18 protein-coding genes are annotated in these 23,772 nt (G+C 63.4%); 7 read left to right on the forward strand and 11 right to left on the reverse strand.

Annotated features, from left to right (window positions below):
* The first annotated feature begins 284 nt into the window (after nt 1-284).
* Genes ACZ9GA_RS30720 through ACZ9GA_RS30730 form a run of 3 tightly spaced genes read left to right on the forward strand, consistent with a single transcriptional unit; the run spans nt 285 to nt 3,262 of the window.
* Complete coding sequence (locus ACZ9GA_RS30720) at nt 285-2,405, forward strand: putative bifunctional diguanylate cyclase/phosphodiesterase (RefSeq protein WP_457358407.1); 2,121 nt, start codon at nt 285-287, stop codon at nt 2,403-2,405.
* Between the two features lie 48 nt (nt 2,406-2,453).
* Nucleotides 2,454-2,948 carry a YgjP-like metallopeptidase domain-containing protein gene (locus tag ACZ9GA_RS30725; protein WP_457358405.1) on the forward strand — a complete coding sequence of 165 codons (495 nt, stop codon included), beginning with the start codon at nt 2,454-2,456 and terminating at the stop codon, nt 2,946-2,948.
* A 17-nt stretch (nt 2,949-2,965) separates the two neighbouring features.
* Nucleotides 2,966-3,262 carry a winged helix-turn-helix domain-containing protein gene (locus tag ACZ9GA_RS30730; protein ID WP_457363616.1) on the forward strand — a complete coding sequence of 99 codons (297 nt, stop codon included), beginning with the start codon at nt 2,966-2,968 and terminating at the stop codon, nt 3,260-3,262.
* Between the two features lie 89 nt (nt 3,263-3,351).
* Here the strand turns inward: ACZ9GA_RS30730 and ACZ9GA_RS30735 are convergent, their stop codons facing one another.
* Nucleotides 3,352-3,807 (reverse strand): GNAT family N-acetyltransferase, encoded by a 456-nt coding sequence (locus tag ACZ9GA_RS30735; RefSeq protein ID WP_457358403.1) that lies wholly within the window; start codon nt 3,805-3,807, stop codon nt 3,352-3,354.
* A gap of 152 nt (nt 3,808-3,959) precedes the next feature.
* Here ACZ9GA_RS30735 and ACZ9GA_RS30740 point away from each other — a divergent pair, with 152 nt between their 5' ends.
* Complete coding sequence (locus ACZ9GA_RS30740; RefSeq protein ID WP_457358402.1) at nt 3,960-4,700, forward strand: substrate-binding periplasmic protein; 741 nt, start codon at nt 3,960-3,962, stop codon at nt 4,698-4,700.
* Here ACZ9GA_RS30740 and yccS read toward each other — a convergent pair whose 3' ends face one another.
* The 7 genes from yccS to betI form a co-directional block, all read right to left on the reverse strand.
* The gene (yccS, locus tag ACZ9GA_RS30745; protein WP_457358400.1) at nt 4,701-6,893 is read right to left on the reverse strand and encodes a YccS family putative transporter; all 2,193 of its coding nucleotides are present in this window, start codon (nt 6,891-6,893) and stop codon (nt 4,701-4,703) included.
* A 118-nt stretch (nt 6,894-7,011) separates the two neighbouring features.
* The gene (locus tag ACZ9GA_RS30750; RefSeq protein ID WP_457358398.1) at nt 7,012-8,190 is read right to left on the reverse strand and encodes a BaiN/RdsA family NAD(P)/FAD-dependent oxidoreductase; all 1,179 of its coding nucleotides are present in this window, start codon (nt 8,188-8,190) and stop codon (nt 7,012-7,014) included.
* A 142-nt stretch (nt 8,191-8,332) separates the two neighbouring features.
* A complete protein-coding gene (gene dbpA / locus ACZ9GA_RS30755; RefSeq protein ID WP_457363615.1) occupies nt 8,333-9,670 on the reverse strand; it encodes an ATP-dependent RNA helicase DbpA in 1,338 nt (445 codons plus the stop codon).
* Between the two features lie 105 nt (nt 9,671-9,775).
* Complete coding sequence (gene mdtD, locus ACZ9GA_RS30760; protein ID WP_457358396.1) at nt 9,776-11,197, reverse strand: multidrug transporter subunit MdtD; 1,422 nt, start codon at nt 11,195-11,197, stop codon at nt 9,776-9,778.
* A 157-nt stretch (nt 11,198-11,354) separates the two neighbouring features.
* On the reverse strand, nt 11,355-13,046 hold the full coding sequence (gene betA, locus ACZ9GA_RS30765) for a choline dehydrogenase (protein WP_457358394.1): 1,692 nt from the start codon (nt 13,044-13,046) through the stop codon (nt 11,355-11,357).
* Between the two features lie 155 nt (nt 13,047-13,201).
* Nucleotides 13,202-14,674: a betaine-aldehyde dehydrogenase gene (gene betB / locus ACZ9GA_RS30770; RefSeq protein ID WP_457358392.1), complete on the reverse strand. Its 1,473-nt coding sequence runs from the start codon at nt 14,672-14,674 to the stop codon at nt 13,202-13,204.
* 54 nt (nt 14,675-14,728) lie between these two features.
* Entirely contained in the window at nt 14,729-15,322 is a 594-nt protein-coding gene (gene betI, locus ACZ9GA_RS30775) for a transcriptional regulator BetI (RefSeq protein WP_027980235.1), read from the reverse strand.
* Between the two features lie 334 nt (nt 15,323-15,656).
* Here betI and ACZ9GA_RS30780 point away from each other — a divergent pair, with 334 nt between their 5' ends.
* On the forward strand, nt 15,657-17,216 hold the full coding sequence (locus tag ACZ9GA_RS30780) for a BCCT family transporter (RefSeq protein ID WP_457363614.1): 1,560 nt from the start codon (nt 15,657-15,659) through the stop codon (nt 17,214-17,216).
* Nucleotides 17,217-17,351: 135 nt separating this feature from the next.
* Here the strand turns inward: ACZ9GA_RS30780 and choV are convergent, their stop codons facing one another.
* The 3 genes from choV to ACZ9GA_RS30795 form a co-directional block, all read right to left on the reverse strand.
* Nucleotides 17,352-18,530, reverse strand: a complete 1,179-nt coding sequence (choV, locus tag ACZ9GA_RS30785) for a choline ABC transporter ATP-binding protein (RefSeq protein ID WP_457358390.1) — start codon at nt 18,528-18,530, stop codon at nt 17,352-17,354.
* Nucleotides 18,527-19,372, reverse strand: coding sequence for a choline ABC transporter permease subunit (gene choW / locus ACZ9GA_RS30790; protein ID WP_457358388.1), 846 nt, complete (start codon nt 19,370-19,372; stop codon nt 18,527-18,529). The genes choV and choW overlap by 4 nt, the downstream gene beginning before the upstream one ends.
* Before the next feature lie 69 nt (nt 19,373-19,441).
* Nucleotides 19,442-20,389: a choline ABC transporter substrate-binding protein gene (locus tag ACZ9GA_RS30795; RefSeq protein WP_457358386.1), complete on the reverse strand. Its 948-nt coding sequence runs from the start codon at nt 20,387-20,389 to the stop codon at nt 19,442-19,444.
* Between the two features lie 445 nt (nt 20,390-20,834).
* On the opposite strand from ACZ9GA_RS30795, the gene ACZ9GA_RS30800 reads away from it, so the two are divergent.
* Together ACZ9GA_RS30800 and gbdR are read left to right on the forward strand one after the other, a co-directional pair.
* The gene (locus ACZ9GA_RS30800; protein ID WP_457358385.1) at nt 20,835-22,211 is read left to right on the forward strand and encodes an L-serine ammonia-lyase; all 1,377 of its coding nucleotides are present in this window, start codon (nt 20,835-20,837) and stop codon (nt 22,209-22,211) included.
* Nucleotides 22,212-22,587: 376 nt separating this feature from the next.
* The gene (gbdR, locus tag ACZ9GA_RS30805; protein WP_027980241.1) at nt 22,588-23,691 is read left to right on the forward strand and encodes a choline metabolism transcriptional regulator GbdR; all 1,104 of its coding nucleotides are present in this window, start codon (nt 22,588-22,590) and stop codon (nt 23,689-23,691) included.
* Nucleotides 23,692-23,772 lie beyond the last annotated feature (81 nt).

The following is a 23,772-nucleotide window of genomic DNA, read 5'->3' on the forward strand; positions in this document are numbered from 1 at the left end:
GGCCGCTTAGCTCGGGGTTGAGAGGGCGCTCTTTATAAGGACAGCAGATTTTTTTGTTAATGGTGGCACGCCGGACGATTGGCGCCATCCTTTCGTCGTTTTTCCTGCAGCCCGCTGATTTCGGGGGCTGTAGAAAATTACCGTTAGTCGGCTAAGCTGGGAATGGTAGGGTGCTGGCACTTTAACGGCTCCCGCTCTCTTGGATCCCGGTCTAGAGTAAGGAGCAATCTGTATCCGGTTTTTGTCAGCAAGCCGGTGCCAAAATGTCTTGATGAGAAGCATGCATGGAATGCGCGCAACCCCAGTCGAATGATGGCGGCTCAACCTTGTTGGTCGTCGATGACTATCCGGAAAACCTGATCAGCATGCGGGCCCTGCTCGAACGCCAGGATTGGAGAGTCGTGACCGCTGCGTCCGGGGTCGAGGCCTTGAGCATGTTGCTCGAGCATGAGGTCGACCTGGTGCTACTCGATGTGCAGATGCCAGGCATGGACGGGTTCGAGGTGGCTCGCCTGATGCGCGGCAGCCAGCGTACCCGGTTGACCCCGATTATCTTCCTCACCGCCAACGAACAGAACCAGGCGTCGGTGCTCAAGGGCTACGCCAACGGCGCCGTGGATTACCTGTTCAAGCCGTTTGACCCGCAGATTCTGCGGCCCAAGGTGCAAGCCCTGCTGGAACAGCAGCGCAACCGCCGCGACCTGCAGCGCCTGAGCCGTGACCTGGAAGCCGCCCGCGCCTTCAACGCCTCGGTGCTGGAGAACGCCGCCGAAGGCATCCTGGTGATCGACGAGAAAGGCCGCATCAGCTTTGCCAACCCGGCCATTTCCCGGCTGCTCAACGCCTCGGTGGCGGAACTGACGGGGGCCGAGCTGCTCAAGTTCGTGGCCAAGCCGGCCGTGTCCCAGTGGCAGGATTCCGAGTTCTACCGCGCCTACACCAACCGCGAAACCTTCCGCGTGCATGACGCGGTGCTGTGCACCGTGTCCGGCCAGCAGCTGCCTGCGGCGCTGTCCTGCGCACCGCTGCCGGGCGAGCAGCACGCCATGGTGGTGACCATCCTCGACATGTCGGTGGTGCGCAACCTGCACCAGCAACTCGAATACCAGGCCGTCACCGACCCGCTGACCGGTCTGCTCAACCGCCGCGGCTTCTACCAGACGGTGGAAAGCGCACTGGTGCGCAACGAACGCTCCGACAAGTCCCAGGCCTTGCTGTACCTGGACCTGGACGGCTTCAAGCGCATCAATGACAACCACGGCCACGACGCCGGCGACAAGGTGCTGCGCTGGGTGGCCGAGCAGCTCAAGGACTGCCTGCGCTCTTATGACATCGTCGCGCGCATGGGGGGCGATGAGTTCACTGCCCTGCTCGATACCCTCGAATACCCCGAGCAGGCGGCCAAGGTTGCGGAAAAACTGATCGACCGTGTGTCCATGTGCCAGCAGATCGACGGGCTGGACGTGACCCTGGGGGTCAGCATCGGCATCGCCACCTACCCCGAGTGCGGCTCCAACCTGGACAGCCTGCTGCGCGCGGCCGACATCGCCATGTACGCGGCCAAGCAGGCCGGCCGCCAGCAATACCGTTACTACGATCAGGACATGAACGGCCGCGCGCGGTCGCGCCTGATGCTGGAAGACAGCGTCAGCAGCGCCATCGAGAAGAAGGACTTCACCCTGGTGTACCAGCCCCAGGTGTCCATCGCCGATGGCCGTCTGCGCGGTTTCGAGGCGCTGTTGCGCTGGCGTCACCCCAGCGTCGGCGACGTGCCGCCGGGGCTGTTCATCCCGCTGCTGGAAGAGGCTCGGTTGATCAGCCGCCTCACCAGCTGGATCTACCATCAGGGGGCCGCCCAGCGGCACGCCTGGCGCGACAGCTTCGACGACCAGCTGATTCTCAGCATCAGCCTCAGTAACGCCCAATTCGCCATGCCCAACCTGGTGCCCGAGTTGCAGCGTGCCATTGCCATGAACGGCCTGCAGGCGCAGCAACTGGAAGTGGAGGTGGTGGAAACCTCGCTGATGCACAACCAGGAAGAAGCCATGCGCCAGCTCCACGAGCTGCACAACCTGGGCGTGCGCGTGGCCCTGGACGATTACGGCACCGGCAACTGCTCGCTGAAACTGCTGCGTGACCTGCCCATCGACACCCTCAAGCTGGACCGTCACCTGGTGGCGCGGCTGCCTGAGTCCACGCGTGATGCCACCCTGGCGCGCAGCGTCATCGACCTGTGTCGGGACTTCGACATCACGGTGATCGCCGAAGGCGTGGAAACTCGCGAGCAGTACCAGTGGCTGCAAGCCCACGGTTGCGAGCTGGCACAGGGCTTCATCGTTGCCAAGCCCCTGACCTCCGAAGATGCCACAGCCTTCCCCGGGCACTTCGATTGGAGCACGGTGTAAGGGCACAATTGGGTACACTGGCAGCTGAACTCCTTGTGTGCCGCTGCCATGACCCCGCTCAAATACCTGCAAGCCTACCCCGCGCACCTGCAAGACCAGGTGCGCACGCTGCTGGCCGAAGGGCGTCTGGGTGACTATCTGCAGCAGCGCTACCCCCAGCGTCACGATGTGCAGAGCGACAAGGCCCTGTACACCTACGCCCTGGAACTCAAGCAGGAACACCTGCGCAATGCGCCCAACCTGGACAAGGTGCTTTACGACAACCGCCTGGACCTGACCCACCGCGCGCTGGGGTTGCACACGGCGGTGTCGCGGGTGCAGGGCGGCAAGCTCAAGGCCAAGAAGGAAATTCGCATTGCCTCATTGTTCAAGGACGCCGCGCCGCAGTTCCTGAAAATGATCGTGGTGCACGAGCTGGCGCACCTGAAGGAATCGGACCACAACAAGGCCTTCTACAAGCTCTGCGAATACATGCAGCCGGGTTACCATCAGCTGGAATTCGACCTGCGAATCTACCTGACCTGGCGCGACCTGGCGCAATGACCGACAAGGAAAGCTCGATGGATGTCAGCAAGACCAAGACCAGTTTCTACCGCCGCCTGTACGTGGCCTGGCTGATCGACAGCGGCGCGGCCTGCACCGTGCCGGCCATCACCGAAGCCACCGGCATGCCCCGGCGCACGGCGCAGGACACCCTGCTGGCGCTGGCGGATCTGGACATTGTCTGCGAGTTTCAACAAGCCGAAGGCGAGCGCAACCACATCGGGCAGTATGTGGTGCGTGACTGGGGGGCGATCGACAAGGCGTGGATCGGGCGTAACCTGGCGACTATCAAGCAGACCCTGGGCTACCCCTGACGGCCCGCGTTGAGGCTATCGCGACCAAGGTCGGCTCCTACGCCGATCAGCGTAGGAGCCGACCTTGGTCGCGATAAGGGCGCCGCAGTTCACCCAGCCCGCCGCATGCCGATATGCGGAATATCATCCTCCAGATACTCCTCCCCCTCGGCCACAAACCCGTACTTGCCGTAATACCCCTGCAAATGCGCCTGCGCCGACAGGTAGATAGGCGCATGGGGCCACAGCTTGTCCGCATGCCACAGTGCCTGGGTCATCATTTCATGCCCCAGCCCCTGGCCGCGTGCAAACGGTGCGGTCACCACGCGGCCGATCACCACGTCGCCCTCATGGGCGGCAGGATCCAGCAGGCGCAGATATGCCGCCAGGCGGTCACCCTCCCAGCCCATCAGGTGGCAGGTGTCGCCTTCCAGGTCTTGCCCATCCACTTCCTGGTACGGACATTGCTGCTCCACCACGAAAACTTCAGTGCGCAGTTGAAGAATTCGGTACAGCTGGTCGATACCCAGATCAGCATGGTGTTTGCACACCCACTCGATGGTCATTTGAACTCCTCAACAATCGTGCTGTTAACCAGGTTGCCATCATAAAAGATGTGCGTGAGCTAAGGTTAGTGTCGGGGAAAATGCCTTTCACCCCGCCGTTCTTCAGGCTGGACCAACACGCTGGGCCAGGAGCCCGCTACAGGATCTTGAGCATGCTGCATTTGCTTCGAGCCTCGTATTTGCTTGGATTGCTGTTGGTGGCCGACGCGGCTTCAGCAGACAGATTGCGCCTGGTGGCCGATGCCTGGCCGCCCTTTACCGATGCCACCATGGTCAACGGCGGCCTTGCCACGGAGCTGGTTACCACCGCGTTGACCAGGGCCGGGTATGCCAGCGACTTCGAACAGGTGCCCTGGGCGCGTGCGCTGCTGGGGGTTGGCGAGGGGCGTTACGATGTACTGATCAACACGTGGTACAGCGAAGATCGCACCCACATCGGCGAGTTTTCCGGCAGCTACCTGCAAAACCGCATCTTGTTCGTAAAGCGCAAGGATTCGCCTATCGAGTTTCACGGCGACCTCAACGAGCTGCACCCGTACCCCATCTCCGTGGTGCGTGGTTACGCCTACTCAGGGGCCTTTGACAACGATGGTGACCTGCAGAAAATCCCGGTGCACAACTTCTCGATGGCCGTGCGCATGCTGGTGGCCGATCGGGTCAAGCTGACCCTGGAAGATGAGTACGTGGCCCGCTACTACCTGAGCCGGGAAGTGCCACGGGTGCGCAACAGCGTCGAATTCCTGCCCCAGCCCCTGAGCCTCAACCACCTGCACATTCTGGTGAGTCTCAAGAACCCCGACCACGCCAAGATCGTCGCCGCCTTCAACAAGGCCATCGGCCAGATGCAGGCCGATGGCAGCTACGCCCGATTACTCAAGCAGTACGGTATGTGATCAAGCGGCCGCCGGGGTGGCCTTGTCCTTGATCAGGTGCGCGGCCAGGGTACGCAGCGGGCCCAGCTGACGGCAAATCAGCGCCAGTTGCGTCTGTACCAGGCGCTGGCCTTCGTCGACTTCCTCGGGCATCTGCTCCAGCGCATTGGCCAGGGCTTCCTCGGCGTCGCTGTGCAGCGCCACCGGGGTCTTGTTGGCAAGGCTGGTGGCGATCTCGTCGATGCTGGCGGCCAGGGTCTGGCCGGTGCCTTCGATCAACTCCGAGCGGATGGCCTCGGGCAGCTCGGTGGCACGGTGCGCGCCCAGCCCCGACAGGTAGCTGAGCAGGGTGTGCGACAGCACCAGAAAGCGGAAGCCCACGTCGGCCTCTTTGCGGAAGTGCCCAGGCTCCATCAGCATGTTGGCCAGCGTGGTGGACAGCGCCGCGTCGGCGTTGTGCGCGTTGCGTCGGGCCAGGCGGTAGCTGAGGTCGTCGCGCTTGCCGCGCGCGTACTGCTCCAGAATCTGCCGCAGGTAGATGCTGTTGCAGGTCAGGGTGTTGGCCAGCACCTTGTTCAGGCGGCGGCCCTGCCAGTCAGGCAAGAACAGGAACACCGCGACGATGGCGATCAGGCTGCCGATAACCGTATCGATCAGGCGCGGCAGGAACAGCCCGTAGCCATCGCCCACCTGGTTGAAACAGAACAGCACCATCAGCGTGATGCCCGCCGTGGACACGGTGTAGCGCGTGGTGCGGTTGACGAAGAACACCAGGCCGGCGGCGATGGCGAACATCGACTGGATCAAGGGGCTCGGGAACAGGTTGAACAGTGCCCAGCCCACCGTCAGGCCAATGGCCGTGCCGATGATGCGCTGCCCCAGTTTGCGGCGGGTGGCGCCGTAGCTGGGCTGGCAGACGAACACCGTGGTCAGCATGATCCAGTAGCTTTGGGTGGTGGGCACCAGGTGCACGATGGCGTAGCACACCGACACCGCCAACGGCAGGCGCAGGGCGTGACGGAACAGCAGCGAGGTGGGCGTCAGGTTCTGCCTTACGCGCGCCCACATGTCCTTGAACGTGCGGGGCGAGCGGTCCAGCAGGCTGCTGTCGCTTTCATCGGCCAGCTTGTCGGGGTTGCTGGCGTCGCTGAGCAGGCGGTCCAGGGTGGCCAGGTTGGCCGCCAGCGCCCGCAGCGAGCGTAGCAGGCCGCGCCAGGCCGGGTTGCTCTGGATGCGCAGGTGCTCCAGGGAGGCGTGCAGGTCGCCCAGGGCTTCGGCGAAGCTGTCGTCGTAGACGAACGGCTGGCGCAGCTGGATCGACTCTGACAGCCGTCGGCACGCGGCGCCCTGCTGGCGCAGCAGGCGCTGGCAGCGGAACAGCACGTCGCTGTGGAAGAAGGCTTCGGACAGGGCGTTGTAGGGGTAGTGCGACGAGCTGGCGCGTTCGTGGACGTCCTGGGCCAGGAAGTACAGTTTCAGGTAACGGCTGATCTTCGACCCTGGCCGCCCACCGCCCACGCGGTGCAGGATGATTTCCTTGGTGGAGTTGAGCGCGGCCACCACGCGGCCGTTCTGCTTAGCCAGTTCCAGGCGCCGAGCTTCCACGTCCAGGCCGCGGATGGGCTCGAACAGGCTGGCCTTGAGCTTGAGGTAGTAGCCCAGTTCGCGGAACAGCTTGGCCAAGGCCTGCTGCACCGGCTGGTTGGCGAACAATGCCTGCCACAGCACCGACCACAGGCCGTACCAGGCCGCGCCGATCACCAGCAGCAGGGGTTCCTCCCAGAAATTGCTGGTTTCGCCGCCGCGCTGGTCCACGCCGATCATGGTGTACACCGCCACGATCAGCGTGGCGTAGGCCACTGCGTTATAGCGTTCGCCCAGGGCGCCGAGCATGGTCAGCCCGAAGGCGGCCAGCGCCAGGGCGCACACAAACAGATAGGGGTAGGGGAATAGCAGCTCCACCGACAGCGCCGAGCAACTGAAGCACACCAGCGTCACCGCCAATGCCTTGATACGGCCTTGCCAGTTGTCGTCGGTCTCGGCCAGGGCGCAGGCGATAATCCCGAGGAAGATCGGGATCAGCGAATGCATTTCCCGCTGGTACCAACAGAAGGCCATGGAACCGGTGAGGGCAATGAATACCCGCACGCTGTAGCTGAACTTGTCGAGCGCCCAAAGGCGGCGCATGTTTTGGCGAAACGAGGTCGATGCCATAGAGGGGGGCGAACCTGTTGGGCAGTTGATCTAAACAAAGCCGGTGGAGCGCGGCGATTCACTGTCGCCGCTCCCTTCTTACCAGCAAAATCTATTCCGGGATACTGCCCGCGGCGTTTTAGACGAACTGCGCTGCCGCGTAGCCCGAGGCCCACGCCCACTGGAAATTGAAACCACCCAGGTGGCCGCTGACATCCAGCACCTCGCCAACGAAATACAGCCCCGGCGTTTTCAGCGATTCCATGGTCTTGGACGACACTTCGCGGGTGTCCACGCCACCCAGGGTGACCTCGGCGGTACGGTAGCCCTCGGTGCCGGCCGGTACTACCTGCCAGGCGCCGAGCTTGTCGGCCACATCGCGCAGTTCGGCCGGGGTGTATTGCTTCATCGGCTTGGAGACGAACCAGTGGTCGGCCAGCAGGTTGGCCATCTTCTTGGTGAAGATCTCGCCCAGCAGTGTCTTCAATTCGCTGTTGGGGCGTTCGGCCTGTTGCTGTTGCAGCCAGCCCAAGGCGTCGTGATCGGGCAGCAGGTTGATTTCCACGGCGTCGCCGGGGTGCCAGAACGAGGAAATCTGCAGAATCGCCGGGCCGCTAAGGCCACGGTGAGTGAACAGGATGTTCTCGCGAAAGCTTTGGTCGTTGCAGCTGACCAGGCAGTCCACCGAGGTGCCGGACAGCTCGGTGCACAGTTCCTTGAGCTGGTCGGTGATGGTGAACGGCACCAGGCCTGCGCGGGTAGGCAGCACGTCGTGGCCGAACTGGCGGGCGATCTGGTAGCCGAAGCCGGTGGCGCCCAGGGTGGGGATCGACAGGCCGCCGGTGGCCACCACCAGCGACTGGCAGGTCACCTGGCCCATGCTGGTGTTCAGCAGGTAGCCGGCTTCGGTTTTCTCGATGTGCTGCACCGAGGTGTCCAGGCGCAGGTCGACGTTCACCTGGTTGCACTCTTCGAGCAGCATTTCCAGAATGTCGCTGGATTTGTTGTCGCAGAACAGCTGGCCCAGCTTCTTCTCGTGGTACGGCACGCCGTGCTTGGCCACCATGGCGATGAAGTCCCACTGGGTGTAGCGGGCCAGCGCCGACTTGCAGAAATGCGGGTTCTGCGAGAGGAAGTTGGCAGGTTCGGCGTACATATTGGTGAAGTTGCAGCGCCCTCCGCCCGACATCAGGATCTTTTTGCCGGCCTTGTTGGCGTGATCGATAAGCAGCACCTGGCGGCCGCGGGCGGCGGCGCTGAAGGCGCACATCAGGCCTGCGGCCCCTGCGCCAATGATCACAACGTCGGTAGAGCGCACAACATCATCCTCGAAAATGGGGGGGTGTCACAACACCGTAGCCGCTGCCGCCAGGCTGCGCGGGCCGGGGTGCCCGCTGGAGAGTTTCAGTGGGGCACAGCGCCAGCGCAGCCTGGCGGCAGCGGCTACGGGATTTGGCTGATCAGAGAATACGCACGCGCAGCGAGCGGCCCTTGATCTTGCCGTTGTTCAGGCGCTGCAACGCCTGCTTGGCGATGTCGCGGTCCACGGCCACGTAGGCCTGGAAGTCGAAGATCGCGATCTTGCCCACCTGGGCACCCGGGATGCCGGCGTCACCAGTCAGTGCACCCAGGATGTCGCCCGGACGAACCTTGTCCTTGCGCCCGGCAGCAATGCACAGGGTCGCCATGGGCGGCAGCAGCGGGCCGCCGGCCTGGGCGGTCAGGCTGTCGACCGGCTGCCAGTTGAGTGGCGACTTCTGCAGTTGCTCGATGGCCTGGGCACGCTGCGCCTCGGCAGGGGCCACGAAGCTGATCGCCAGGCCGTTCTCGCCGGCACGGCCGGTACGGCCCACGCGGTGAATGTGGATTTCCGAATCACGGGCCAGCTCGACGTTGATCACCATGTCCAGCGAATCGATGTCCAGACCACGGGCGGCAACGTCGGTGGCCACCAGCACCGAGGTGCTGCGGTTGGCGAACATGGCCAGTACCTGGTCGCGGTCGCGCTGCTCAAGGTCACCGTTCAGGGCCACGGCGCTGATGCCCTTGGCGGTCAGGTGGTCGACCACTTCCTGGCACTGCTGCTTGGTGTAGCAGAACGCTACGCAGGACTGCGGGCGGAAATGGCCCAGGGCCTTGGTCACGGCGCTCAGGCGGTCGTCCGGGCTGATCTCGTAGAAACGCTGCTCGATCTGGCTGTCGGCGTGCAGCGACTCGGCCTTGACGGTCTGCGGGTCACGCATGAACTTGGAGGCCAACTGCTTGATGCCCACCGGGTAGGTGGCCGAGAACAGCAGGGTCTGGCGACGGGCCGGGGTCTGCTCGATGATGTCTTCGATGGCGTCGTAGAAGCCCATGTCCAGCATGCGGTCGGCTTCGTCCAACACCAGGGTGTTGAGGCCGTCCAGTACCAGCGAGCCCTTGCGCAGGTGCTGCTGAATACGGCCCGGGGTGCCGACGATGATGTGCGCGCCGTGTTCCAGCGAGGCAATCTGCGGGCCCAGCGAGACGCCGCCGCACAGGGTCAGCACCTTGATGTTGTCTTCGGCGCGGGCCAGGCGGCGGATTTCCTTGGCCACCTGGTCAGCCAGCTCGCGGGTGGGGCACATGATCAGTGCCTGGCAGCCGAAATAGCGCGGGTTGATCGGGTTCAGCAGGCCGATGCCGAAGGCGGCGGTCTTGCCGCTGCCGGTCTTGGCCTGGGCGATCAGGTCCATGCCTTTGAGGATCACCGGCAAGCTTTGCGCCTGAATCGGCGTCATCTGGGCATACCCGAGGGATTCCAGGTTGGCCAGCATGGCGGCGGACAAAGGCAAAGTATTAAAAGCGGTGGCAATGGTGGTCACGGGACTGGCCTGCAAAACAAAATGTCGCGCAGTGTACCAGCCCCATGGCCTTTGGCCCTAAGCCTCTATCTCCGGTTCCGGACGAACAGCGTTGCCGCTGGCCTTTTTGCCGTCGGCGTTGGACAGCTGCACGAAGATTGCCGCCGCCAGCATGGCCATGATGCCGATCGTCAGGAAGGTCAGCTGGAACGCCTGCAGCACATTGGTGCCGGCCTCGGTGCTGAAACCGCCCAGCAGGGCGCCGGCGCAGGCCACGCCCAGGCTCAGGGACAGCTGCGCCACCACTGACAGCAGGCTATTGCCGCTGCTGGCGCTGGCGTCGTCGAGGTCGATCAGAGTCACGGTGTTCATCGCGGTGAACTGCAGGGAGTTCACCGCGCCCATCACGCCCAGCTGAATCAACAGCACGATATAGGGCGTGTCCGGCGTCACCAGGCCCATGCTGGCCAGCATCACGCCCAGGGCCAGGGTATTGGCCGTGAGTACGATGCGGTAGCCGAAGCGCTCGATCAGCGGTCGCGCCACTGACTTGGCGATCATGGCCGAGGCGGCCAACGGCAACATGCTCATGCCCGCCTGGGCCGGCGAATAACCCAGCGCCACCTGCAACAGCAACGGCACCAGAAAGGGCAGGGCGCCGCTGCCCAGGCGGGCGAACAGGTTGCCCAGAATGCCCACGGCAAAGGTGCGGGTGCGGAACAGGGTGGGCGAGAACAGCGGCTCGGGGTCGTGGGCGGCACGCACCCAGTAGGCCGCCAGGCAAGCCATGCCGGCGAACAGCAACAGCATCACCCGCAGGTGCGGCAGGTGCAGCTCGCCCAGGCCTTCCATGGCGATGGTGATCAGCACCATGGCGGCGCCGAACATCAGGAAGCCCAGGGTATCGAAGTGCGTGCGGCTGCTGCCGCGCAGGTCCGGGACGATGCTCCACACCGCCCAGCAACCCAGCAGGCCCACCGGCAGGTTGATCAAAAATATCCAGTGCCAGCTCAGGTATTCCACCATCCAGCCGCCCAGGGTGGGGCCGATCAGTGGGCCCAGCAGGCCGGGAATGGTGACGAAGCCCATGATGCGCACCAGGTCGGAACGCGGATACGCCCGCAGCACCACCAGCCGTCCCACCGGCAACATCAGCGCGCCGCCCAGGCCTTGCAGCACGCGGGAGATGATCAGCATCGTGAGGCTGCCCGATACCGCGCAGGCCAGCGAACCCAGGCTGAACAGGGCGATGGCGCTGAAGAAGATATGCTTGGTGCCGAAGCGATCGGCGAGCCAGCCCGAGGCCGGGATCAGCAGGGCCACGGTGAGCATGTAGGCGATGACCACCGACTGCATGCGCAACGGGTCTTCGGCCAGGTCGCGGGCCATGGCGGGCAGGGCGGTGTTGAGGATGGTGCCGTCCAGGGACTGCATGAAGAAAGCGATGGCGACTACCCAGGGCAGCAGCTTGGCGGTGCGGGGGTCTAGAAGGGCCGGCATGACATCCCTTGCTTGTGTGGGGGAGTGCCTAGCTTAGGTGGGTCCGGTGATTTGTCGCAAGTTGTAGCCGCTGCCGCAGGCTGCGCTGGCCCTCGCCTACGCTGGAGATTCCCAGTGAGGCGTAGGGCCAGCGCAGCCTGGCGGCAGCGGCTACAGGTTAGTGCACTGCGCGCAGTGGTGCTTTGCGCACCGGTGCATCACCCGCCACATAGTAATCAGCCGTACTACGCGGCAACGGCTGACGCCCACGAATCTTGTCGGCGATTTTCTCGGCCATCATGATCGTCGGGGCATTCAGGTTGCCAGTGGTGATGATCGGCATGATCGACGCATCCACCACGCGCAGGCTCTGCAGGCCATGCACACGGCCCTGGCCATCGACCACGGCCATCTCGTCGGTGCCCATCTTGCACGAGCACGAGGGGTGGAACGCGGTCTCGGCGTGCTCGCGCACGAACTTGTCCAGCTGCTCGTCGGTCTGCACCTCGATGCCGGGGCTGATTTCGCGGCCACGGAATTCGTCCAGCGCCGGCTGCTGCATGATTTCACGGGTCAGGCGGATGCCGTCGCGGAACTCCTGCCAGTCCTGCTCGGTGGCCATGTAGTTGAAGAGGATGCTCGGGTATTCGCGCGGGTTCTTCGACTTCACCTGCACGCGGCCGCGGCTTGGCGAGCGCATGGAGCCCACGTGGGCCTGGAAGCCGTGTTCCTTCACGCCATTGCTGCCGTTGTAGTTAATCGCCACCGGCAGGAAGTGGTACTGAATGTTCGGCCATTCGAATTCCGGACGGGTGCGGATAAAGCCACCGGCCTCGAACTGGTTGCTGGCGCCGATGCCGGTGCCGTTAAACATCCACTCGGCGCCGATGGCCGGCTGGTTCCACCACAGCAGTGACGGGTACAGCGACACCGGCTTGGTGCAGGCGTACTGCAAGTACATTTCCAGGTGGTCCTGCAGGTTCTGGCCGACGCCAGGCAGGTCGTGCACCACGGGAATGTCCAGGGTCTTGAGCAGGTCCTTCGGACCTACGCCGGAACGTTGCAGAATCTGCGGCGACGCGATGGCGCCGCTGCACAGCAGCACTTCCTTGCGGGCACGGGCTTCAACCGGGGTGTTGCTGTCGCCCACCAGGTAGGACACGCCCACGGCGCGCTTGCCGTCGAACAGGATGCGGTCGGTCAGCGCGTGGGTGACGATGGTCAGGGTGTCACGCTGCTTGGCGGTGTCCAGGTAGCCACGGGCGGTGCTGGCGCGGCGGCCCTTTGGCGTGACGGTACGGTCCATGGGGCCGAAGCCTTCCTGCTGGTAACCGTTGAGGTCGTCAGTGCGCGGGTAACCGGCCTGCACGCCGGCCTCGACCATGGCGTGGAATAGCGGGTTGTTGCCGGCCTTGGGCGTGGTGACGCTGACCGGGCCTTCGCCGCCGTGGTAGTCGTTGGCGCCGATGTCACGGGTTTCGGCCTTGCGGAAGTACGGCAGGCAGTCCAGGTAGGTCCAGTCTTCCAGGCCCGGCAGCTTGGCCCAGCCGTCGTAGTCCATGGCGTTGCCGCGGATGTAGCACATGCCGTTGATCAGCGACGAGCCACCCAGGCCCTTGCCACGGCCGCATTCCATGCGACGGTTGTCCATGTGCGGCTCGGGATCGGTCTCGTAGGCCCAGTTGTAGCGGCGGCCTTGCAGCGGGAAGGCCAGGGCGGCGGGCATCTGGGTGCGGAAGTCGGCGCGGTAGTCGGGGCCGCCGGCTTCCAGCAGCAGGACGGTGACGCCTGCATCTTCGGTCAGGCGGGTGGCCAGGGTGTTACCGGCCGAGCCGGCACCGATGATGATGTAATCGAATTCTTTGGACATTTCTGCTCCCTGTCAAAGTCGTAGGGTGGGCAAATGCCTATGGGATGTGAAACCCGTGGGAGCGGGCTCTGCCCGCGAAAAGGTCGGCGGCGATCCATTCGCGGGCAGAGCCCGCTCCCACAAGTACCCATTCCCACAGGGAAAGGGCGCGGCGTTTAGAAGACCGAGGCGTACTCGCCCAGCTCGACCTGGATCGATTTGATCCGGGTGTACTGGTTCAGCGAGCTGATGCCGTTCTCGCGGCCCACGCCCGATTGCTTGTAGCCGCCCACTGGCATCTTGGCGTCGGATTCGCCCCAGGCGTTGATCCAGCAGATACCGGCTTCCAGCTGATGAATCACGCGGTGCGCGCGGGTAAGGTTCTGGGTGACGATACCGGCGGCCAGGCCGAAGTCGGTGTCGTTGGCACGGCGGATCACTTCTTCTTCGCTGTCGTAGCCGAGGATGGCCATTACCGGGCCGAAGATCTCTTCACGGACGATGGTCATGTCGTCGCGGCAGTCGGTGAACACGGTCGGGGCCACGTAGGCGCCCTGGGCGAATTCACCTTCGGTCAGGCGCTGGCCGCCGCACAGTACGCGGGCGCCTTCTTCCTTGCCCTTGGCGATGTAGCCCAGCACGCTTTCCATGTGGGCGAAGCTCACCAGCGGGCCGAAGTTGGTGTTCTCGTCCTGCGGGTTGCCGACGCGGATGCGCTGCACGCGCTCGACGATCTTGGCTTCGAAGGCGGCCTTCAGGGCGTTGGGCACGAACACGCGGGTGCCGTTGGTGCACACCTGGCCCGAGCTGTAGAAGTTGGCCATCATGGCGATGTCGGCGGCGCGGTCCAGGTCGGCGTCGTCGAAAATGATCAGCGGGCTCTTGCCGCCCAGTTCCATGGTCACTTCCTTCAGCGAGCTGCTGGAGGCGCTGGCCATGACCTTCTTGCCGGTGTCGGTGCCGCCGGTGAAGGAGATTTTCTCGATGCGCGGGTGCTCGGTCAGCCAGCTGCCCACTTCGCGGCCGCTACCGGTCAGTACGTTGAACACACCTGCCGGCAGGCCAGCCTCGGTGTATATCTCGGCCAGCTTCAGGGTGGTCAGCGACGTCACTTCGCTGGGCTTGAAGATCATCGCGTTGCCGGCGGCCAGGGCCGGGGCCGATTTCCACAGGGCAATCTGGATCGGGTAGTTCCAGGCACCGATGCCCACGGTCACGCCCAGCGGCTCGCGACGGGTGTAGACGAACGAGGTGTCGCGCAGCGGGATCTGCTCGCCTTCGATGGCCGGCACCAGGCCTGCGTAGTATTCCAGCACGTCGGCACCGGTGACGATGTCCACGTAGCGGGTTTCGGAGTAGGCCTTGCCGGTGTCCAGGGTTTCCAGGGCGGCCAGCTCGTCGTTGCGCTCACGCAGGATGTCGACGGCGCGGCGCAGGATGCGCGAACGCTCCATGGCGGTCATGGCGGCCCAGACTTTCTGGCCCTTTTCGGCGCTGACCACAGCGCGCTCCACGTCAGCCTGGGTGGCCCGTTGCACGTGGGCAAGGACCTCGCCGTTGGCCGGGTTGATGGCGTCGAAGGTGGCGTCGCTGGAAGCGTCCACGTAACCGCCGTCAATGTAGAGTTTTTGCAGTTCGAAACGGGCCATAGTGTCCTCGCAAGTGCTTGTCTGGGTAGCTGGGCAGATGCGAGCGGCGAACCGTCAGTGCATCTGCTTTGCCAATTGCTGATCCATGTATTCGTAGGCGATTTGCTGCGCCTGCTCAGTGTCAAAGGCGTCGCCCGAAAGCGCGCCGCGCAACCACAGGCCGTCGATCAGTGCAGCCAGCCCGCGGGCGGCGCTGCGTGCCTGTTCCTGCGGCAATACGCGGCGGAACTGGCAGCACAGGTTGGAATACAGGCGGTGGTCGTTGATCCGCTGCAACCGGTGCAAAGACGGCTGGTGCATGCTGGCGGCCCAGAAGGCCAGCCAGGTTTTCATTGCCGGGCCGTTGACCTGGCTGGCGTCGAAGTTGCCTTCGATGATCACCTGCAGGTGGGCGCGGGGGCTTTCGTCCCCCAGTGCCTGGCGCCGCGCCCTCACGTTCTCGATCAGGGCGTTCATCAGGTAGCGCATGGTCGCCGCGATCAGGCCGTTCTTGTCCTGAAAGTAGTGACTGATGATTCCGTTCGACACACCCGCCAGGCGGGCGATCAGCGCAATGCTGGCATCTGCCATGCCGACCTGATCGACCGCAAGCAGCGTGGCTTCGATCAACTGCTGGCGGCGGATGGGCTGCATACCGACCTTGGGCATTGAAAACTTCTCCTTTGGCCTTGCGACGGACAGCAAGCCGCCCGTCTCGGCGAAGACCAGTCTATTTTGTTTTGATTGAACGTTCAATCAACAAAGAATAAGCTCTGCGACAATTTGTGCCATTGACATGCTTTGCGGGCGTCCGAGTGGCACAAATGGCACCCCGAAAAAAATCGAGGTGCTTTATATCACTCCTGGGCGTGTGGGCATTGCTCCATTCGCCTAAGGAATGAGTCCTTGTGTGTCTTTCTCTCGCACTGCCTGGAGCATCTGTGCCATGAGTTCTGCCTCCCTGATCAAGAACCCCTCCGAAAGGGTTCGGCTCAACCCCGTCGTGTTTTATGCATCGACGATTTTGATACTGCTGCTGACCGCGGTGCTGATCGCCGCACCCCAACAGGCCGGGCATATGCTGGGCGTGGCCCAGGATTGGCTGTCCAAGAGTTTTGGCTGGTATTACATGCTGGTCATCGGCGCCTACCTGGTGTTTGTGGTGGCACTGGCGTTCACTTCTTTCGGCAAACTCAAGCTGGGTACCAAGGACGACACCCCCGATTTCAGCTACGGCGCATGGGCCGGCATGCTGTTCTCTTCCGGCATCGGCATTTCGCTGCTGTACTTTGGCGCTTCCGAGCCGCTGGACCACTTTTTCAACCCGCCCGAGGGCGTTTCGGCCAGCCATGAAGCCGCTCGTCAGTCCATTCAACTGACATTCCTGCATTGGGGCCTGCACGGCTGGGCGATCTACGCGTTGGTGGGGTTGGCCGTGGCCTATTTCGCCTACCGCCACAACCAGCCGCTGGCGCTGCGTTCGGCCTTGTACCCGCTGGTCGGCCAGCGCTGGGTCAAGGGCCTGGCGGGCGATGCGGTGGACGGTTTCGGCATGTTCGTGACCCTCCTGGGCCTGGTGACCAACCTGGGCATTGGCGCCATGCAGGTGTCGTCGGGGCTGGAACACTTGTTTGGCATGGAGCACAGCAACACCAACCTGCTGATCGTGATCCTGGTGATGAGCACCGTGGCTACGATTGCCGCGGTGTCGGGGGTGGAGAACGGCATCCGCCGGCTGTCCAACCTCAATATCGTGCTGTTCAGCGGCCTGCTGATTTTCGTGCTGCTGGCCGGTAACACCCTGCACCTGCTCAATGGCTTCATCCAGAACATCGGCGACTACCTGAACGGTGTGGTGCTGAAGACCTTTGACTTGTACGTCTACACCGGCGACGTCGCCAAGTCCGAGCGCTGGCTGGGCCTGTGGACCCTGTTCTACTGGGCGTGGTGGATTTCCTGGGCGCCATTCGTGGGCATGTTCATCGCGCGTATTTCCCGTGGCCGCACGGTGCGTGAACTGATCTTCGGCGTGCTGCTGATTCCGCTGGGTTTCACCCTGGCGTGGCTGTCGGTGTTCGGCAATACCGCGCTGGACCTGGTGATGAACCAGAACGCGGTGGAGTTGGGCAAGACGGCGCTGGAACAGCCGTCCATGGCCATGTACCAGTTGCTGGACCACTACCCGGCGTCGAAGATCGTCATCGGCGTGGCCATTTTCGTCGGCTTCGTGCTGTTCCTGACCCCAGCCGATTCCGGCGCGGTGATGATGGCCAACCTGTCGTGCAAAGGCGGCGACGTGGATGAAGATGCCCCTCACTGGTTGCGTATCCTCTGGTCGGCGATCATTACCCTGGTAACCATCGGCCTGCTGTTTGCAGGCAACTTCGAAGCCATGCAGACCATGGTGGTGCTGGCTGGCCTGCCGTTCTCGGTGGTGCTGGTGCTGTTCATGTTCGGGCTGGTGAAGGCCATGAAACAGGACGCCAAGGTCGAAGAAGACCGGTTGGAGCAGATGCAGGCGGAGTTGCTGGCGCTGGGTGGCCGGGAGTTTATCCGCCGTTGAGTTGCCTTACCCCCTGTGGGAGCGGGCTCTGCCCGCGAAGAAAACACCGCGTATTAGCTTATTCACCGCGGTGGCTGCTTCGCGGGCAGAGCCCGCTCCCACAATGGCCTTCTTTGGTGTGGGCGAGTGGGCCTATCACCCCAGATTCTTACCCAGCAGCGCGTGATACAGCTCGCTGTCCCCCAGAATACCCACCACCCGGTTGCCATCCTGCAACACCAGCTTGTTGCCGGTGTGGTAACGAATCTGCAGCGCATCGCGCATGCCGATGTCCGCGCCTACCACGGTCGGCTGACGGCCCAGGCCTTCCACGGCCTGCCCCGGTACCCATTGCTGCAAGTCCAGCACGCCCGCACCCTGGCGCGCACCCTTGATGGTGTTGCCTTCGGCCAGGTCAATCCACGAGTCGCCGCCCGGGTCCAGGCACACCGAGCCGTTGATGCGCTTGCAGTTGTCCAGCGTGCGCATCAGGCTGCGGCCGCACAGTACGTTCAGCGGGTTGGTGTGGGCGACGAAGGTACGTACGTAGTCATCGGCCGGGTTCAGCACGATTTCTTCCGGCTTGCTGTACTGAATGATCTTGCCGTCTTTCATGATGGCGATGCGGCTGCCCAGTTTCAGCGCCTCATCCAGGTCGTGGCTGACGAAAACGATGGTCTTGCTGAGCTTGTTCTGCAGCGCCAGCAGTTCGTCCTGCAGGCCCTGGCGGATCAGCGGGTCAAGGGCCGAGAAGGGTTCGTCCATCAGCAGGATGTCGGCGTCCATCGCCAGGGCGCGGGCCAGGCCGACCCGTTGCTGCATGCCGCCGGACAGTTCGTCGGGCTTCTTGTTGCGCCACTGGGTCAGGCCCACCAGCTCCAGCTTCTCTTCCACCAGCTTGCGCCGTTCCTTTTCAGGGCGGCCCTGCATTTCCAGGCCAAAACTGATGTTTTCACGCACGGTCAGCCAGGGCATCAGCGCGAACTTCTGGAACACCATGGCGATGCGCTTGGTGCGCATCAGTTTCAATTCGGCCGGGGTGCAGTTGGCAATGTCGATCTGCGAGCCTTCGTGCTCGATGAACAGGTTGCCACGGCTCACGGTATTCAGGCCGTTGATGCAGCGCAGCAGGCTGGACTTGCCTGAACCGGACAGGCCCATCAACACGCAGATCTCGCCCTTGTTGATGTCCAGGCTGGCCTTTTCCACGCCCACCACCTGGCCGGTCTTTTTCAGGATCTCATCCCGCGACAGGCCCTGGTCCAGCAGGCTGAGGGCCTCCCGCGGTTTATTGGTGAAGACGACGTCTACCTTGTCGAAGCGGATTATGCTCATGCGTCACCCCCTACTTTTGCATCGGGTTGTTTGCAGATACGGTCGAGCATGATCGCCAGCAGCACGATGGCCAGGCCTGCTTCGAAGCCCAGGGCGATATCGGCGGTGTTGAGTGCGTTGACCACGGGTTTGCCCAGGCCATCGGCGCCCACCAGGGCGGCGATCACCACCATCGACAGCGACAGCATGATGCACTGGGTGATGCCGGCGGCGATGCTGGGCATGGCGTGCGGCAGTTCGATACGCGACAGCAGCTGGCCGCGCGAGCAGCCAAAGGCCTTGCCAGCGTCCAACAGTTCGTGGGGCACGTCGCGGATGCCCAGGTAGGTCAGGCGGATGGGCGCGGCAATCGCGAACACCACCGTGGAAATCAGCCCCGGCACCACGCCCAGGCCGAACAGAGTGAGGGTTGGGATCAGGTACACGAAGGTCGGTACGGTCTGCATCAGGTCCAGCACGGGGCGCATCATGGTGTAGAACATGGGCTTGTGCGCCGCGACGATGCCCAGCGGCACGCCGATGGCCACGCACACCAGGGTGGCGAACAGCACCTGGGCCAGGGTTTCCATGGTTTCCTGCCAGTACCCCAGGTTGAGGATCAACAGGAATGACAGCACCACGAAGGCAGTCAGCCCCCACTTGCGCTGGATGAAGTGCGCCAGCGCGGCAATCAGGAAGATCAGGGCAAAGGGGTTGAACCAGGTCAGGCAGAACGTCAGGCCATGGATCATTGCTTCGAGGGAGGAGGAAATGCTGTCGAAGGTGCTGGCGCCGTTTCGCGTCAGCCAGTCGACGAAGCCGGCGATGTATTGGCCCAGCGGGATTTTATGATCAGTCAGCATGGTAATGAACGTCCGCATGCAAGTTGAAAGAACGTCTTGCGGCGGGCGTACCCGCCGCAAGTTCAGCGGTTACTGCGCAAGCTTGGCTTTGGCGGCCTCCAGGCCTGGTTTGCCGTCCACGGTGGTCACGCCCGCCAGCCAGGTGTCGAGCACTTGCGGGTTTTTCTTCAGCCACGCCTTGGCGGCCACGGCTGGCTTCATCTTGTCGTCCAGCACGTTGCCCATCAGCGAGCTTTCCATCGGCAGGGTGAAGGCCAGGTTTTTCAGCAACTGGCCCACGTTGCTGCATTCCTGGGTGTAGCCCTTGCGCACGTTGGTGTAGATGGTGGCCTGGCCGAAGTTGGGGCCGAAGTAGTCATCGCCGCCGGTCAGGTATTTGATTTTGAAGCGGGTGTTCATTGGGTGCGGTTCCCAGCCCAGGAACACCACGTCGGTGTTGCGGCGCTGGGCGCGGTCAACCTGGCTGAGCATGCCGGCTTCGCTGGACTCGACCACCTTGAAACCTGCGTCCTTGAGGCCGAAGGCGTTCTTGTCGATCATGCTCTGGATCAGGCGGTTACCGTCGTTGCCCGGCTCGATGCCGTAGATCTTGCCGTCCAGTTCCTTCTTGAATTTGGCGATGTCGGCGAAGTCGTGCAGGCCCTTGTCGTACAGCGCCTGGGGCACTGCCAGGGTGTACTTGGCGTTTTCCAGGTTGGCGCGCACGGTTTCCACGGTGCCGGCATCACGGTAGGCCTTGATGTCGTTTTCCATGGTCGGCATCCAGTTGCCGAGGAATACATCCATGTTCTTGCCGTCAGCCAGGGATTTGTAGGTAACCGGCACCGAGATCATGGTGGTGTTGGTCTTGTAGCCCAGCGACTGCAGCACGGCGCTGGTAACGGCCGTGGTGACGGTAATGTCAGTCCAGCCGACGTCGGAGAAATTCACGGTCTGGCACTGCGCCGGTTCGGCGGCGTTGGCCAGCATCGGCAGACTCAGCATGGCGGCCAACAACAACGATGGTGAACCTTTCATGGGGTTGCGCTCCTGGATGTTTTTTCTCGGGCGGCCTGCTCAGGCTGACCCGCTTTCTGGTCGCGGTTGGGTGGCGGGCGGCGCTCTGGAAAGACAGCGCTAGCCGGGTGCCTTGCAATCGAGTCGAGACTGATCATGGACCAGTGAAAAACCGTCGCCTACAGGGGGCGTCGTAACCAGTACATAGGGAGTCGCTTCCAGTGCCGGTGGTGTCGCTTACAGATTTTCCTGGCCCTGGAAAGCCCATTTTCGACCGCCGGCATCGCCGAAAACGGCCCCTGGCAGGGCTGGGCGCTGGTGGGCATGAGCGGGTCGGTTGCAGACGTCGCACCCGTGGCCGGAAGCCCGATGATGAAGGCAATCCGGCGCACGTGGCTCAAGCGTAGCAGTTGCGCCAGTGGCCGCAGTGGCGGCCCGGTCTGCCCAATTCAGGAGGTGCGCGGCAATGGCTATCAGTGTGTTTGACCTGTTCAAGATCGGCATCGGGCCGTCCAGTTCCCATACGGTGGGGCCCATGCGCGCCGCCGCGTTGTTCGTGCAGGGCCTGTGCGAACGCGGCGAACTGCAGCAGGTGACACGCGTGGAAGTGCGCCTGTATGGCTCGCTGTCCGCCACCGGCGTGGGCCACGGCAGCGACAACGCCGTGATCATGGGCCTGATGGGCGAATGGCCGGATGCCGTGGACCCCACCAGCATCGGTCAGCACATCGCCACCCTGCGTGAAACCGACACCTTGAAGCTGGCCAACGAGCGGCCCATCCCGTTCGTGTGGCAGCGCGACATGCTGCTGCTGGACGAAAACCTGCCCTACCACCCCAACGCCATGACCCTGATCGCCGAGGGCGAGGCGGGCGAACTGCATCGCGACACCTACTACTCGGTGGGCGGCGGTTTTGTGGTGGACTCGGCCCAGGCCGCCAGTGGTGTGCTGGACGCCGACAACACCGTGTTGCCCTACGATTTCGACACCGCCGTGGAACTGCTGGAGCTGTGCGAGCAAAACGACCTGCGCGTGTCGCAACTGATGATGGCCAACGAGAAAGTCTGGCGCAGCGAAGCGGAAATCCGCGCCGGCCTGATGAAGCTCTGGCGCGCCATGCAGGACTGCGTTGAACACGGCCTCAAGCACGAAGGCATTCTGCCCGGCGGCCTCAACGTACGCCGTCGCGCGGCACGCCTGCACCGCAGCTTGCAGGAACTGAACAAACCCAATGTCATCGGTTCCACCCTCAGCGCCATGGAGTGGGTGAACCTGTTCGCCCTGGCGGTCAACGAAGAGAATGCCGCCGGCGGGCGCATGGTCACGGCGCCGACCAACGGTGCGGCAGGCATCATCCCGGCGGTGCTGCATTACTACATGAAGTTCAGCGACGAGGTCAGCGAGGCCAACGTCGTCGATTACCTGCTGGCGGCCGCGGCCATCGGCATCCTGTGCAAGAAGAATGCGTCCATCTCCGGCGCCGAGGTGGGCTGCCAGGGCGAAGTCGGTTCGGCCTGCGCCATGGCGGCGGCGGGGCTGGCGGAGATCCTGGGGGCTACCCCGGCGCAACTGGAAAACGCTGCCGAGATCGGCCTGGAACACAATCTGGGCCTGACCTGCGACCCGGTGGGCGGCCTGGTGCAGGTGCCGTGCATCGAGCGCAACGCCATCGCTGCGGTAAAGGCCATCAACGCGGCGCAGATGGCCCTGCGTGGCGACGGCCAGCACTTCATTTCCCTGGACCGGGTGATCCGCACCATGCGCGACACCGGCGCCGACATGCACGACAAGTACAAGGAGACGTCGCGCGGCGGCCTGGCAGTCAGCGCCATCGAGTGCTGACCCTGCGCTGTTTTCGTTCACAGTGCGTTTTGCCCGCAACGTTTTGGCGCGTTTAGCGCTCATCGTTTCCTGCAGCGGCGACCCTCCTTCGGGCGCCGCTCGTTCGTGCTTGCGGTGACACTGTTTACCCACGTTCCGCCTGTCGCTTCACACAAGTGCTACCGAAGTGCTCACAGCCCTTGAGGCCTGCCGAAGATGTCCATTGGCCATCTGCGGCATCTGGCCGCATCGCGACGTCGTTTTCAGGATTTATTGAATAGCCATTCAACTTTAGGCATGGCATTTGCGTTGTCATTGCAAAGCCCTCCTTCAAGCAGGGCCATAAGAAGAGCCTCCGCCTGAGGCCATCACCCGCTTTGAGTGAGGAGATACCGCGATGACGTCGTTCAACTCCGGGGCCCAACCCCAGACCCGTACGCCTCAATCCATCGGCTTTCTGCTGCTGGATAATTTCACGCTGATTTCCCTGGCCTCTGCAGTAGAACCCCTACGCATGGCCAACCAGTTGTCCGGCCGCGAGCTGTATCGCTGGACGACCTTGAGCGTGGACGGCGGGCAGGTCTGGGCCAGCGATGGCCTGCAGATCACCCCGGATGCGGCAATGCACAAGGCTCCGGCCATGGATACCGTGATTGTCTGTGGCGGCGTCGGCATTCAACGCACCGTGACCCGCGAGCACGTGACCTGGCTGCAAAGCCAGGCCCGCCAGTCCAAGCGTCTGGGCGCTGTGTGCACCGGCAGCTGGGCCCTGGCCTGCGCCGGTCTGCTGGACGGTTTCGATTGCAGCGTGCACTGGGAATGCCTGGCCTCGATGCAGGAAGCCTTCCCGCGCGTGGCCATGAGCACCCGCCTGTTCACCCTGGACCGTAACCGTTTCACCAGCTCGGGCGGCACCGCGCCGCTGGACATGATGCTGCACCTGATCAGCCGCGACCACGGTCGTGAACTGTCGGCGGCCATCTCCGAGATGTTCGTGTACGAGCGTATCCGCAACGAACAGGACCACCAGCGCGTGCCGCTCAAGCACATGCTGGGCACCAACCAGCCCAAGCTGCAGGAAATCGTGGCGCTGATGGAAGCCAACCTGGAAGAGCCGATCGATCTGGATGAGCTGGCCGTGTATGTGTCGGTGTCGCGTCGGCAGCTGGAGCGCCTGTTCCAGAAATACCTGCACTGCTCGCCGTCGCGCTACTACCTCAAGCTGCGGCTGATTCGTGCGCGCCAGCTGCTGAAGCAGACGCCCATGTCGATCATTGAAGTGGCGTCGGTGTGTGGCTTCGTGTCCACGCCGCACTTCTCCAAGTGCTACCGCGAATACTTCGGCATCCCGCCGCGTGACGAGCGCGTGGGGTCCAACACGGCGCAGCAGGTGGCGATGATGCCGATCCCGCAGGCCATGGTGCTGGCGCCGTTGTCGGGGCCGATGTCGGCGCTGAGCCAGGCGCGTAATGAGTCGACCTTTGCCAGCGTGCGGATTTAGGGATTTGTGGTGAGGCTGCCGGCCTCATCGCGAGCAAGCTTTGCTCCCACGGGTGTATACCTTCAGTGCGGTGCACGCCTG

This window comes from Pseudomonas sp. TE3644 (assembly GCF_056278815.1).

Coding starts and splice junctions, on each gene's coding strand:
- choW (WP_457358388.1), bottom strand. CDS start 19,372: ATGCTGACTGATCATAAAATCCCGCTGGGCCAATACATCGCCGGCTTC.
- ACZ9GA_RS30735 (WP_457358403.1), bottom strand. CDS start 3,807: ATGACCATCGAGTGGGTGTGCAAACACCATGCTGATCTGGGTATCGAC.
- ACZ9GA_RS30725 (WP_457358405.1), top strand. CDS start 2,454: ATGACCCCGCTCAAATACCTGCAAGCCTACCCCGCGCACCTGCAAGAC.
- ACZ9GA_RS30795 (WP_457358386.1), bottom strand. CDS start 20,389: ATGAAAGGTTCACCATCGTTGTTGTTGGCCGCCATGCTGAGTCTGCCG.
- ACZ9GA_RS30720 (WP_457358407.1), top strand. CDS start 285: ATGGAATGCGCGCAACCCCAGTCGAATGATGGCGGCTCAACCTTGTTG.
- dbpA (WP_457363615.1), bottom strand. CDS start 9,670: ATGCTGGCCAACCTGGAATCCCTCGGGTATGCCCAGATGACGCCGATT.
- ACZ9GA_RS30800 (WP_457358385.1), top strand. CDS start 20,835: ATGGCTATCAGTGTGTTTGACCTGTTCAAGATCGGCATCGGGCCGTCC.
- yccS (WP_457358400.1), bottom strand. CDS start 6,893: ATGGCATCGACCTCGTTTCGCCAAAACATGCGCCGCCTTTGGGCGCTC.
- betB (WP_457358392.1), bottom strand. CDS start 14,674: ATGGCCCGTTTCGAACTGCAAAAACTCTACATTGACGGCGGTTACGTG.
- betA (WP_457358394.1), bottom strand. CDS start 13,046: ATGTCCAAAGAATTCGATTACATCATCATCGGTGCCGGCTCGGCCGGT.
- mdtD (WP_457358396.1), bottom strand. CDS start 11,197: ATGCCGGCCCTTCTAGACCCCCGCACCGCCAAGCTGCTGCCCTGGGTA.
- ACZ9GA_RS30740 (WP_457358402.1), top strand. CDS start 3,960: ATGCTGCATTTGCTTCGAGCCTCGTATTTGCTTGGATTGCTGTTGGTG.
- gbdR (WP_027980241.1), top strand. CDS start 22,588: ATGACGTCGTTCAACTCCGGGGCCCAACCCCAGACCCGTACGCCTCAA.
- betI (WP_027980235.1), bottom strand. CDS start 15,322: ATGCCCAAGGTCGGTATGCAGCCCATCCGCCGCCAGCAGTTGATCGAA.
- choV (WP_457358390.1), bottom strand. CDS start 18,530: ATGAGCATAATCCGCTTCGACAAGGTAGACGTCGTCTTCACCAATAAA.
- ACZ9GA_RS30730 (WP_457363616.1), top strand. CDS start 2,966: ATGGATGTCAGCAAGACCAAGACCAGTTTCTACCGCCGCCTGTACGTG.